The organism is Cellulomonas sp. Marseille-Q8402, assembly GCF_965119525.1.
The window spans coordinates 172,998-185,909 of sequence record NZ_CBCPLX010000002.1; the positions used below are offsets into that span (position 1 = coordinate 172,998).

9 protein-coding genes are annotated in these 12,912 nt (G+C 72.6%); 8 read left to right on the forward strand and 1 reads right to left on the reverse strand.

Translation table 11 applies throughout. The features are described 5' to 3' along the window. The first annotated feature begins 27 nt into the window (after positions 1-27). Together ACWPWW_RS11845 and ACWPWW_RS11850 are read left to right on the forward strand one after the other, a co-directional pair. A complete protein-coding gene (locus ACWPWW_RS11845) occupies positions 28-882 on the forward strand; it encodes an SDR family oxidoreductase (protein ID WP_454050575.1) in 855 nt (284 codons plus the stop codon). An 88-nt stretch (positions 883-970) separates the two neighbouring features. After that, positions 971-1,609, forward strand: coding sequence for an NAD(P)-dependent oxidoreductase (locus ACWPWW_RS11850; RefSeq protein ID WP_454050576.1), 639 nt, complete (start codon positions 971-973; stop codon positions 1,607-1,609). A 4-nt stretch (positions 1,610-1,613) separates the two neighbouring features. Here the strand turns inward: ACWPWW_RS11850 and ACWPWW_RS11855 are convergent, their stop codons facing one another. Further along, positions 1,614-2,525: a helix-turn-helix domain-containing protein gene (locus ACWPWW_RS11855; RefSeq protein ID WP_454050577.1), complete on the reverse strand. Its 912-nt coding sequence runs from the start codon at positions 2,523-2,525 to the stop codon at positions 1,614-1,616. Positions 2,526-2,581: 56 nt separating this feature from the next. Between ACWPWW_RS11855 and ACWPWW_RS11860 the strand changes: the two genes are divergently transcribed. The 6 genes from ACWPWW_RS11860 to ACWPWW_RS11885 all read left to right on the forward strand — a co-directional run bounded on the left by ACWPWW_RS11860 (position 2,582) and on the right by ACWPWW_RS11885 (position 12,715). Continuing rightward, complete coding sequence (locus ACWPWW_RS11860; RefSeq protein WP_454050578.1) at positions 2,582-5,980, forward strand: DUF5107 domain-containing protein; 3,399 nt, start codon at positions 2,582-2,584, stop codon at positions 5,978-5,980. Positions 5,981-6,042: 62 nt separating this feature from the next. After that, the gene (locus ACWPWW_RS11865) at positions 6,043-7,392 is read left to right on the forward strand and encodes an ABC transporter substrate-binding protein (RefSeq protein WP_454050579.1); all 1,350 of its coding nucleotides are present in this window, start codon (positions 6,043-6,045) and stop codon (positions 7,390-7,392) included. 79 nt (positions 7,393-7,471) lie between these two features. Beyond that, complete coding sequence (locus tag ACWPWW_RS11870; RefSeq protein WP_454050580.1) at positions 7,472-8,374, forward strand: carbohydrate ABC transporter permease; 903 nt, start codon at positions 7,472-7,474, stop codon at positions 8,372-8,374. Continuing rightward, a complete protein-coding gene (locus ACWPWW_RS11875) occupies positions 8,371-9,318 on the forward strand; it encodes a carbohydrate ABC transporter permease (RefSeq protein WP_454050581.1) in 948 nt (315 codons plus the stop codon). The genes ACWPWW_RS11870 and ACWPWW_RS11875 overlap by 4 nt, the downstream gene beginning before the upstream one ends. A gap of 49 nt (positions 9,319-9,367) precedes the next feature. After that, complete coding sequence (locus ACWPWW_RS11880) at positions 9,368-11,377, forward strand: glycoside hydrolase family 2 protein (protein ID WP_454050582.1); 2,010 nt, start codon at positions 9,368-9,370, stop codon at positions 11,375-11,377. Positions 11,378-11,425: 48 nt separating this feature from the next. After that, on the forward strand, positions 11,426-12,715 hold the full coding sequence (locus tag ACWPWW_RS11885) for a cellulase-like family protein (RefSeq protein ID WP_454050583.1): 1,290 nt from the start codon (positions 11,426-11,428) through the stop codon (positions 12,713-12,715). The last annotated feature ends 197 nt before the right edge of the window (positions 12,716-12,912 follow it).

A 12,912-nucleotide genomic window follows, 5' to 3' on the forward strand; every position in this document is an offset into this window, starting at 1 on the left:
GCAGCACCCGCGAAAGGAACTACTCCCATGACCATCGCGATCATCGGCGCCACCGGCCAGCTCGGCGGCCTGACCGTCGACGCCCTGCTCGAGCGCGGCGTCCCCGCCGCCGACCTCCTCGCCCTCGGGCGCGACGCGGAGCGTCTCACCGCCCTCGCCCAGCGCGGCCTGCGCACCGCGCCCCTCGACCTGGACGACGTCGACGCGACCGCCGCCCAACTCGCCGGTGCGGACAAGCTGCTGCTCATCTCGGTCGGGATGCCAGGCCAGGCGCTCGCGCCCCGCGGGAACGCGATCGAGGCCGCGCGTCGCGCCGGCGTCGCGCACCTCGTCTACACCTCCGCGCTGCAGGCGCCCACGACCATCCTGGGCCTGGCCGCCGAGCACAAGGCCACCGAGGAGCTCATCACCGCCTCCGGCATCCCGGCGACGTTCCTGCGCAACGGCTGGTACACCGAGAACCACCAGCAGGACTTCGGCGCCGCCCGCGACCGCGGCGTCATCGCGAACTCCGTCGGCGACGGCCGCCTCGCGACCGCCTCGCGCAAGGACTTCGCCGAGGCAGCTGCGGTCGTGCTCACCACCCCCGGCCACAAGGGCCGTGCCTACGAGCTGTCCGGTGACGTCGCGTGGAGCTACGCCGACTTCGCCGCCACCGCGCAGGAGGTGCTCGGCACCCCCGTCCGCTACGAGGCGCTCACGCCCGAGCAGGAGCAGGAGCAGCTCCTGGCCTTCGGGCTCGATGCGGGCACCGCCGGCTTCATGGTCGCCCTCAACGGCAACATGCGCGACGGCGCCCTCGCGCCGACCCCCGGCGACCTCGCCCGCCTCATCGGCCGCCCCACCGAGCCGGTCGAGACGACCCTGCGCCGCTGGGTTTGACCCGAACCAGCCCGGCAGGAGGGGCTCGCACCGCTCGTGCGGGCCCCTCCGGACACCCTCCCGCACGACCACGAAAGGCCCCACCCCGATGAACGTCACCGTCTTCGGCGCCACCGGCGCCATCGGCTCCCTCACCGTCACCGAGCTCCTCGAGCGCGGCCACACCGTCACCGCCTACGCCCGCAACGCCGGCAAGGTCCCCGCGTCCTGGAAGTCCCGGGTCACGGTCGTCGTCGGGGAGATGTCCGACGCCCAGGCGATCGACAGCGCCGTCGCCGGCGCCGATGCCGTCGTCAGCGCCCTCGGGCCGAGCATGGACCGCAAGGCAACCGGCCTGCCGCTGGTCGAGGGCACCCGCCACATCCTCGAGGCCATGCATCGGCACGGTGTCCGCCGGTACATCGGCCAGGCGACCCCCGCGGTCCTGGACCCCCACGAGACGCCGACCATGGTGACGCGGCTCATCGGCTTCATGCCCCGCACCTTCATGCGGCGCGCCTACGACGAGATCATCGGCATGACCGACCCGGTCAAGGCGTCCGACCTCGACTGGACCATCGTGCGGTTCATCGCGCCGAAGAACACCCCGAAGGCGCCGACCCGCGTGGGCTTCTTCGGCACCGACAAGCTCGGCTTCGCGGTCAGCCGCGCCGACATCGCCGCGTTCACCGCCGCGCAGGTCGACGACCCCATCTACATCCGCCGGGCACCCGCCATCAGCAACTGAGCGCTCACCCGCGCTCGTGGCTCCGGTACTCGCTCGGGCTGGTCGAGTGGATGCGGCGGAACTGCCGGGAGAAGTAGAGGGCGTCGGCGTACCCGACCTGCTGCGCGATCGACGAAACGGTGCGGTCGGTGGTGTCCAGAAGCTCGCGCGCGGCGGCCATCCGCAGCCGGGTCTGGTACTCCAGCACCCCGAAGCCGGTAGCCCGGCGGAACCGGGCGGCGTAGTGCGAGCGGCTCAGCCCGGCCATCTCCGCCAGCTCGCCGACCGAGCTGCGCTCGGAAAAGTTCGCCCGCAAGAACTCGAGCGTCCCCTCGACGGGGTCGTGCGCCGACGCCCCGACTGCCCGCCGGTCGGCCGCGAGCAGCGCCAGGGCGTGCCAGGCCGCACCGGACGCGGCGACCAGGCTGGACATCGTCTCGTCGCGCTCCATCCGCCGGATCATCGTGTCGATCAGCGCGAGGACGCGGGGCGGGTCGCCGAGCCCGATCACGGGACGCTCGGTGCTCGCGGTGGTCGCGGCGAACAGCTCGGGCACAGCGCGCCCGACGACGTGGAACCACCAGATGGTCCATGGGTCGTCGAGGTCGGCCTCGTACACGTGCGGGGTGCCCGCGGCGATCAGCAGCGCTTGGCCGGCCGTCACGGCGTGCGTCCCCGACGGCAGGCGACACGTGCCCCGGCCGGCGGCGCAGACGATGACGATGTGCTGCGGGGCGCCCTTCCCGCGTACCCGGCCGTGCGAGGACGCCCGGGGGAAGAACCCGACGTCGGTCACGAGCAGCTGCGACGTCGCTGGTGACGCCGCCGCCTGGCTGATCAGCGGCCGGGGGAGCACCCGCATGCGCTGCCCGGGGAAGCCGTCCCGGATCCGCCGGGCCCTCGCCTCGTCGCGTGCGGAGATCGTCGATTCGTCCATGAGGATCGCAGGATCACACATTCTCGGCGCCCCGGCACCCGGCTTAGCGTCGCGGCATGCTCGCTGAAGAGTCCCGCCTCCAGCTCCCGCCGGTGCCGCCGGCCCTCGCCCGTGCCGCGGTCGCCGGCTGGCGCGAGCCCGTCACGATCGACACGTACCTGCCGGACGCCCCGGACCGGTACCCGGCCTACCTCGAGAGCCGCGTCTACCAGGGGTCGTCCGGCCGGATCTACCCGCTGCCGTTCCACGAGCGGATCAGCCCGGACAAGGCGCCACGGCAGTGGGACGCGATCCACCTGGAGAACGAGTGGGTCCGGCTGATGATCCTGCCGGAGCTGGGTGGCCGCATCCACGTCGGCCTGGACAAGTCGAACGGGTACGACTTCTTCTACCGGAACAACGTCATCAAGCCCGCGCTGGTCGGGCTGGCCGGGCCGTGGATCTCCGGCGGTGTCGAGCTCAACTGGCCGCAGCACCACCGGCCCGCGACCTTCCTGCCGTCGGACGCGTACATCGAGCACGAGGACGACGGCGCGGTCACCGTGTGGTGCTCGGACCACGACCCGTTCGCCCGGATGAAGGGCATGCACGGGGTGCGCCTGCGCCCGGGCAGCAACCTGATCGAGCTGCGGGTCCGGCTGTTCAACCGGACCGAGGACGTGCAGACGTTCCTGTGGTGGGCCAACACGGCCGCGAAGGTGAACGACGACTACCAGTCGTTCTTCCCCACCGACGTGCACTACGTCGCCGACCACGCCAAGCGCGCGGTGACGGCGTTCCCGGCCGCGGACCGCCCGTACTACGGGGTGGACTACCCGGACCGCGTCACGGCAGACCGGCCCGACGCGGACCGCATCGACTGGTACCGCAACATCCCGGTGCCGAGCTCCTACATGTGCCTCGGCACCGAGGACGACTTCTTCGGCGGCTACGACCACGGCGTCGGCGCCGGGTTCGTGCACTGGGCCGACCACCGCATCGCGCCGGGCAAGAAGCAGTGGACCTGGGGCAACGCGCCCTTCGGCTGGGCGTGGGATGACAACCTCACCGACGGCGACGGGCCGTACGTCGAGCTGATGGCCGGCGTCTTCACCGACAACCAGCCGGACTTCACGTTCATCGCGCCGGGTGAGACGAAGAGCTTCAGCCAGTACTGGTACCCGTTCCAGGAGATCGGCCCGGTGCACCAGGCGACCCTCGCCGCGGCCGTCCGGCTCGACGTCGCGCCCGCGGACGGCGAGCCCGGACGGACCCGGGTCGCCGTCGGGGTCGCCGTGACCGCGCCGCGTGCGGGCGTCCACGTCGAGCTGATCGCTGCGGACGGCACCACCGCGTGGTCCCGGACCGCCGACGCCGACCCGGGCAGCGCGCTCGTGGACGAGGTGGTGCTGGGCGGCGTGCACCAGCCGACCGACCTGACGCTCGTCGTGCGGCACGACGGCCGAGAGCTGGTTCGTTGGCGGCACCGCCCCGCGCCGGAGCGGGTGGGCGTGCCGGACCCGGCGCGCGAGCCGGCGCCGCCCGCCGACATCGCCTCGGCGGACGAGCTGCACCTGACGGCGACGCACCTGGCGCAGTACCGGCACGCGACCCGCTCCCCGGAGCCGTACTGGCTCGAGGCGCTGCGCCGCGACCCGGGGGACAGCCGGGCGCACCTCGCGCTCGGCGTGCGGCGGCTGCGTTCTGGGCGGTACGCCGAGGCCGAGCAGCACCTGCGCGCCGCGATCGGCCGGCAGACCACGCTCAACCCGAACCCCGCCGATGGCGAGGCGTTCTACCAGCTCGGGCGGGTCCTGGAGCGCACCGGCCGGCTGGACCAGGCGCACGAGGCGTACGGCAAGGCGGCGTGGTCGGGCGCGTGGCGGGTGCCGTCCGGCGTCGCCATGGCGCGGCTGGACGCACGTGCGTCCCGCGACGACGTCGCGCTCGCCCGGGTGACGGAGGTGCTCGGCCTGGACGGGCAGCAGCTGCAGGCCCGCGATCTCGCGACCGTGCTGCTGCGCCGCCGGGGACGCGACGACGAGGCGGCCGCGCTGCTGGCCGGCACGCTGGCGACCGACCCGCTCGACTGGTGGGCCCGTGACCTCGCGGGGAAGCCGGTGCAGGCCGACGCGCCGACCTGCGTGGACGTCGCGCTCGAGTACGCCTCCGTCGGCGAGACGGACGCCGCGCTACGGCTGCTGGCGCACGCGGCGGCACTGCCGACGCTCCCCGGGCAGGTCGGCGTCGCGCCGTTGGCGCACTACCACCGCGGCGACCTGCTGCACCGGGCCGGCCGCAGCGCCGAGGCCGAGGCGGCACTGGCCGCGGCCCGCGCCGCCGACGACACCTACTGCTTCGCGTCCCGCCTGGACGACGTCGACATGCTCTACCGGGTCGGCGAGCGCGCTCCCGACGACGCGCGGGTCCCGGCCCTGCTCGGGCACTGGCTGTACGCCGAACGCCGGTACGAGGACGCGATCGCCGCCTGGGAGCGGGCGGTCGCGATCGACGGCGGTGACGTCGTGGTGCGCCGGAACCTGGCCGTCGCGGCGCACAACGTCCGGGGCGACGCCGCGGCGGCGGCCGGCTGGTACGTCCGCGCCCTGGAGCTCGCGCCGGACGACGCCCGCCTGGTGTACGAGTCGGACCAGCTCGCGAAGCGGGCGCGCCAGGCTCCGGAGCAGCGGCTGGACCGGCTGGACGCCGCAGCTGACGCGGTGCGGCGCCGGGACGACCTCACGGTCGAGCACGTGCAGCTGCTCACCGCGGTCGGCCGGGCCGACGACGCCCGCCGGATCATGCAGGGCCGGCAGTTCCAGCCGTGGGAGGGCGGCGAGGGCCAGGTGCTGCAGGCGTGGGAGGAGGCGCTGCTCGCACTGGCCCGCGCGGCGCTCGCGGACGGCGAGCCGGAGCGCGCGGTGACGCTGCTCCAGGACGCCCTCGACCCGCCGGCCAACCTCGGCGAGGCGCGGCACCTGCTCGCCAACTGCTCGCACCTGCTGCTGGCGCTCGGCGACGCGCGCGCGGCGGCCGGCGACGAGGCTGCGGCGCGCGAGGCGTGGCTGCGGGCGGCGACGTCCGCCGGCGACTTCCAGGGCATGAGCACCGTGCCGTACTCGGAGATGACCTACTTCTCCGTGCTCGCGTGCCGGCGCCTGGCCGACGACGACGGAGCAGTCGCCCTGGTGGAGGGGCTCCGGGCCTACGTGGCGGAGCTGCGCAGGACGCCCGCCCGGGTCGACTACTTCGCGACCTCGCTGCCCGCGATGCTGCTGTTCACCGAGGACCTGCAGGCGGCGCAGGAGACGCGGGCCCGGCTGCTGCAGACGCAGCTCGCCGTCCTGGACGGCGACCTCGACGAGGCCGCCACCGGGGCCGAGGACGTGCTCGCGCGTGACCCGGCGGACGTGCGGGCCCTCGACCTGCGGCGCGAGCTGGCGGAAACCCGGGCGCCGGACGCCGTCCGGCCCTGAGCGCACCACGGCACCACCCGCGCGGGCGACGGCGCCCGCGCGGTACGAGAGGAGACAGTCCCATGACGGCACGACGAACGACGACGGGCCGGCGCCTGACCGCGCTGACCGCGGCGGGGATGACCGCGCTGCTGCTGGCAGCGTGCGGCGGCGGCAGCGGCTCCGAGGAGGCCGCCCCGGCCGGCACCCGGGCCCCGGGGGAGCAGATCGAGCTGACGTTCTGGTCCTGGGTCCCCGGCGTCGACAAGGCCGTGGACCTGTGGAACGAGGAGAACCCGGACGTCCAGGTCAAGCTCGAGCAGATCCCGTCCGGCAGCGCGGGCGGCTACGCGAAGATGTACTCCGCCCTCGAGGCCGGCACCGGCGCCCCGGACCTCGCGCAGGTCGAGTACCAGGAGATCCCCGGGTTCCTGCTCGAGAACGGCCTGGTCGACCTGGCCGACTACGGCGCCGACGAGTACGCGGACGAGTTCGTGGACTGGCAGTGGCAGCAGGGCGTCTTCGGCGACGGGGTCTACGCGATCCCGCAGGCGTCCGGCCCGATGGGGCTCTTCTACCGTGAGGACCTGTTCACGCAGTGGGGCATCGAGGTGCCCACCACGTGGGGGGAGTTCCGCACCGCCGCGGAGCAGGTGCGCGCGGCCGACCCGGAGGCGTACATCTCCACGTTCCCGCCGGGTAACTCGGCGTGGTTCACCGCGCTCGCCTGGCAGAACGGCGGGCAGTGGTTCGGCGTGGACGGCGACACGTGGACCGTCGACATCGACAACGAGGCCACCCGGGAGGTGGCGGAGTACTGGGACGCAATGGTCGCGGACGACCTCGTCAAGACCGACCCCGACTTCGCGAACGGCTGGTACAGCGACCTGCAGCAGGGCCGGATCGCCGCGTGGGTCAGCGCGCAGTGGGGTGACGCGATCATCGCCGGCAACGCCCCCGACACGGCCGGCAAGTGGCGCGTGGCGCCGATGCCGCAGTGGGACGAGGGTGGCGACTTCGCCTCGGCCAACTGGGGCGGCTCGTCGACCGCGGTCGTCACCGGCACGGACTACGCCGCCGAGGCGATGAAGTTCGCGGTCTGGCTGAACACGGACCCGGAGAGCATCGAGCTGCTGATCGACGGCGGGTACGGCTGGCCCGCTGCCGCCGACGCGCTCGAGGGGTCGTCGCTGGACCAGGAGTACGAGTTCTTCGGCGGCCAGAAGATCAACGACGTCTTCGCCGAGGCCGACCAGGCCATCGACCGCGACTGGTCCTGGGTCCCGACCACCGCCGCCACCTACCAGCACCTCAATGACGGGTTCCAGAAGGCGATCGCCGGCAACGGCACCTTCGTCGAGGCGGTCGAGCAGGCGCAGGCCCAGACCATCGCCGACCTCGAGGCCAAGGGGCTGCAGGCCACCGCACCGTGAGGCGTCACCCGCCGCCCCGCCGCGCCGCACGTGTAGGTGCGACGCCGGGGCGGCGGGTGACCGACACCAAGGAGCAGTCATGTCCATGACGCCCAGCAAGCGGCGAGGCCGGGCAGCGGCCGGGTTCCTCGCCCCGTTCTTCGTCCTCTACGTCGCCGTGTTCCTGCTGCCGATCGGCTACGCGATCTACCAGAGCCTGCTCACCACCGTCCGCACCGGACCGCTCGGTATGGGTGGCTCCGAGCGGGTGTTCGCCGGCCTGGCCAACTACCAGGCCGCACTCTCCGACTCGGCGTTCGTCGACAGCCTCGTCCGTGTCGGCGTGTTCGGCCTGGTCCAGGTGCCGGTGATGATCGGCCTGGCGACGGCGCTCGCGCTGCTGCTCGACTCCGCCTCGGCCCGCGCGGTGCGGTTCTTCCGCAGCGCGTACTTCCTGCCGTACGGGGTGCCCGGCGTGATCGCGTCGATCCTCTGGGGATTCCTGTACGTGCCCGGGGTCAGCCCGATCGTCGACGTGCTCGGGTCGCTCGGGATCGACGTGAACTTCCTCGGCGGCAGCACCGTGCTGTGGTCGATCCTGAACATCGTCACCTGGCAGTTCGCCGGCTACAACGTGCTGATCATCGTCGCGCAGCTCAAGTCCGTGGACGCCGACCTGTACGAGGCCGCCCGGATCGACGGGGCGAACGCGTGGCAGATCGTGCGCCGCATCAAGCTGCCGCTCATCCGGCCGGCGCTCGTGCTGACCTCGGTGTTCACCATCATCGGCAGCCTGCAGCTGTTCGCCGAGCCGCTCGTGCTCCGGCCGGTCAGCAACGCGATCAGCATGAGCTACACGCCCAACCTGGCCGCGTACACGCAGGCGTTCGTCAACAACAACTACAGCCTCGCCGCGGCCCAGGCCGTCATCCTCGCCCTGGTCGCGTGCGTGCTGTCGTTCGGCTTCCTCAAGCTGGTCGGACGGAAGGGACCGGACGCATGAGCACCACCGACCTCGTGACCGACACCCAGCAGGCGGGCGCCACGCCGCCCGCCGTCCCGCCGACGCGGCTGGCCCGCAGGCGCCGCACCGGACGGGCGGGCGGGCGGTCGTCACTGACGTGGCGCATCGTCGTCATCGGGCTGCTGACCGTCTGCGCGCTGTACTTCCTGGTGCCCGTCTACTGGCTCGCGGTCGCCGCCACCAAGGACACCGGTGACCTGTTCGGGTCGTTCGGGCTCTGGTTCTCGGACTTCCGGCTGCTGGAGAACATCCGGCACGTGCTGACCTACGACGGCGGCATCTACGTGCGCTGGGTGCTCAACAGCGTGCTCTACGCCGGCGTCGGCGCGGCGATCGCGACCGCCCTGGCGAGCATGGGCGGGTACGCGCTGGCCAAGTTCGAGTTCCGCGGGCGGGAGGCGGTGTTCAACACCATCCTGGCCGGGGTCCTGATCCCCGGCACGGCACTGGCACTGCCGCTGTTCCTGCTGTTCAGCCAGCTCGGGCTCGGCAACACCTACCTGGCGGTGCTGCTGCCGTCCGTGGTCAGCCCGTTCGGCATCTACCTGTGCCGGATCTACGCCGCTGCCGGCGTCCCCGACTCCGTGCTCGAGGCCGCCCGCATCGACGGCGCGAGCGAGGTGCGGGTGTTCCGCACCCTCGTTCTCCGGCTGCTCACCCCAGCCCTGGTCACCGTGTTCCTGTTCCAGTTCGTCGGCATCTGGAACAACTACTTCCTGCCCTTGGTGATGCTGTCCGACCCGCAGCTGTACCCCGTCACCCTCGGCCTGACCTCCTGGCACTCCTTCGCGGACCGGCTGCCCGAGCTCTACCAGCTCACCGTCGGCGGCGCCTTCCTGTCCGTGGTCCCGCTGATGATCGCCATCGTCGTGCTGCAGAAGTACTGGCGGGGCGGCCTGGCCGAGGGCAGCGTCAAGGGCTGACCGCTGCCCTCTCCCACCGTTCGCACCACCCGTACGTGAGGACTCACCGATGAGACCGCCCCGCACGACCACAGCAGCGGCTGCCGGCACCCTGGCGCTCGCCGCGACCCTCGCCCTGGCGCCCGGCGCCGCCGCGGACCAGACCGACCATGCCGATCCGGCCGCCCGGCACGAGCCCGCGGCGACCCGGATCGAGCAGGTGGACGGCACGAACGTCCTGCTGCAGTACGACCACGTCGTCCCCGCGTTCGACCAGTGGGAGACCGACGAGAGCACCCGGGACGCGCTCGCGCTCGACGGGACGTGGGACTTCCGGTTCGACCCGGACGACGTCGGCCGCGACCAGGGCTGGGAGCAGCCCGGTGCCGGCGGGACCGGCTGGGACTCGATCGAGGTGCCGTCCTCCTGGGACCTGAAGGACACCCCCGGCTTCGACGGCTACGACGGTACGGACTTCGGCACCGGGACCGCGTTCCAAGACGGCGCCGCCTGGTACCGGACCACCGTGAGCGTCCCGCGGTCGTGGCGCTCCGACCACGTCCGGCTCGCGTTCCTCGCCGTCAGCTACCGGGCCGACGTCTGGGTCGACGGCGCCTTCGCCGGCGCGCACGAGGGCGGGCAGACGCCGTTCGCGCTGCCGGTCGGCGACCTACTGCGGCCCGGTCGCGAGGTCACGATCGTGGTCCGCGCCGAGCGCCGCGCGTCCTTCGAGGACTACGTGACGGGTACCGGTCCGGTCACCGACCCGTACGCGATCCCGTGGAAGCCGGTCGACTACTGGCCGTATGCCGGCATCACCCGGTCCGTGCGCCTGGAGGCCGTGCCGGAGGTGACGGTGGCCAAGACCCTGGTGTCCGCGCAGGACGGCGAGCTCGACGCCCGTGCCGTCGTGGAGAACACCGGCGACAGCCCGTTCACCGGCTACGTCCGGTTCCACCCCGGCGAGGGGACCGGTGCCGCGCCGGTGGCCGTCCCGGTCCGGCTCGCCGCGGGGGAGGTTCGCGTCGTCGGTGCCCAGACCGCGCTGCCCGGCGCCGCCGCCTGGACCACGGATGCCCCGCAGACGTACGACCTCGTGACCGAGCTCCGCACCGGCCCGCAGCAGTCGCAGCGCCCTGCCGTCGACCGCCTCGCCACGACCTACGGCATGCGCTCGGTCGACGTCGCCGACGCGTCGCTGCTGGTGGACGACGAGCCCGTCTTCCTCAAGGGGCTCAACTGGCACGAGGAGACCGGCGCGAGCGGACGGTCGATGACGACCGCGGAGTACGACCACGAGCTCGGGCACGCCGAGGACCTCGGCGTGAACCTGCTGCGCAACTCGGTCTACAACCGACACCCCTACGCCTACCGGTGGGCCGACGAGCACGGCGTCTTCATGATGGACGACGTCGACAACATGTGGCTGAACACCGACCAGCAGCGCCTGCAGACCGAGAGCTACGGGCTGTCCCGGGCGCTCGCGGCCACGATGGCCTGGAACCAGCACAACCGGCCCTCGGTGATCCTCTGGGGGCTGCAGAACGAGTCCGAGATCGACGCCGGCGGCGCACCTGTGTACCGGGCGTGGCTGCAGGACATGAAGGAGGCCGTGACCGCGCTCGACCTCCAGGACCGCCCGGTGACCTGGGCGTCGAGCACGACGAACGACCCGGCGTTCGACCTGGCGGACGTCGTCGGGTTCAACGAGTACTTCGGCTACTTCTACGGCGCCAACGAGGACCTCGGGCCCGCGATCGACGCCGTGCACGCCGCGCACCCGGACAAGCCGATCCTCATCACCGAGAACGGCTCCTGGTCCTACCTCGGCCAGCGCGGCAGCGCCGACGAGGAGGGCACCGAGGACTGGCAGGCCGCCAATCTCGCGTCGCACTGGGAGCAGGTGACCGCCCGCCCCTACGTCGCCGGCTACACGCACTGGGTGCTCAAGGACTACAAGCAGCGCCTCGGCTACAACATGGACCTCAACGGGATCTCCGCCATGGGCCTGCTCGGCTGGGACTCGACGACCCGGCGCCTGGCCTACGACACCTACCGGGATGCCCAGCCGCCGCGCTGAGCCGCACCACCCCCCGCGCACCTCGCACCCGATCGAAAGGCACGACCCGTGACCGTCACCCGTCCTCTCGGCGTCCCCGACCACCTGCCCGAGCGCCTCACCATCACGCTCTGGGACTTCACCTGGTACACCCAGACCACGCCCGGCGAGCCGTTCGCCGACCTCGACGCGGCTTTCGCCGAGGCGGTCGAGCGCGGCTACAACACCGTGCGGATCTGCGCGATGCCGTTCCTGCTGTTCGGCGACCACGGCATCGACACCAGCGCCCTGCGGTTCGTCGGCATGGGAGGGGACGTCGGGCAGCGCACGCGCTGGTACGACGCCGAGGGCGGCGCGGTCCTGGACGGGCGCGCCCACCTGCTCGAGCTGTTCCGGGCCGCACGCCGGCACGACTGCGTCGTCATCCTGTCGTCCTGGGAGTACCAGCAGAGCCCCGCGTTCCTCGAGGGGCCCGAGTGGTACGACGCGCTGAAGGCGGTGCCCGCGGACGACCGGCACCGCGTCCTCGCCGAGGCGATGGCCGACCTGGTCCAGCTGCTCAAGGACGAGGGCCTCGCCGAGCAGATCGCCTACGCCGAGCTGCACAACGAGGTCGACCTCAGCCGGCTCGTCCTCGCCGGCGGCGGCTCGCAGGAGGAGCCGTTCTGGCCGCAGCGCCCCTACGTCGAGGCCGCCGTCGCGCTGATGCGCGACCGGCACCCCGACATCCTCGCCACCCCCTGCTACGGCATCCCGCCGCACCTGGACATCGCGGCCGTCCCCGACAACGGCCAGGTCGCGCACTTCCACGTGTACATCTACGGCGTGCTCGGCGCGCTCGAGAAGTGGGCCGGAGTCCGGGCGACCGAGGGCTTCCCGTCCGCGGAGCTGCAGTCGCTGCTGCGCGAGGACGCCCCCGACGTGGCGACCTACGAGGGCAAGGTCGACCCGTGGCGCCTCGCGGCGACCGGCGTCTCGACCAGCATGTTCTACAGCTACGACTGGGTCGACACGACCCGGTGGGACGCGTGGCTGTACGAGCACTACGGCCAGTGGCGCGAGGCGATGGTCCAGGCCCTCGACGACCGGCTCGAGGTGTACGCGCGCTGGGGCGAGCGGCACGATGCGCCGGTCGTCATCGGTGAGGGCTGGATCGGGTACACACCGCTGCTGGCGGAGTTCGAGGACGGGCCTGTCGGCCAGGCGATCGCCGAGCACGCGATGACCCGCGCCATCGAGCTCGGCGTCTGGGGCACGGTCGTCGGGTCCAACTCGGCGCCGCACCACCCTGGGTGGGGCAACGTCGAGTGGCAGCAGCGGTGGAACCGGCGGCTGCTCGCGGGAGACTCGCAGGTCTGAACGCTGCGGCTGTCGCCGCTCGTGCCATGAGCGGCGACAGCCTAGCCTGATGTGGGTGGACGTGCGACGGCGCGGTACCGGGTCCCTCTTCGCCACTGACGAGCGACCGCCTCCGTCGATGTCCGTCGGGGCCTCATGTGCGAGTCTCGTGACGTCTGGGCGCCTCGTCGTGCGGCCGATGCGCCGTTTGGCGCACC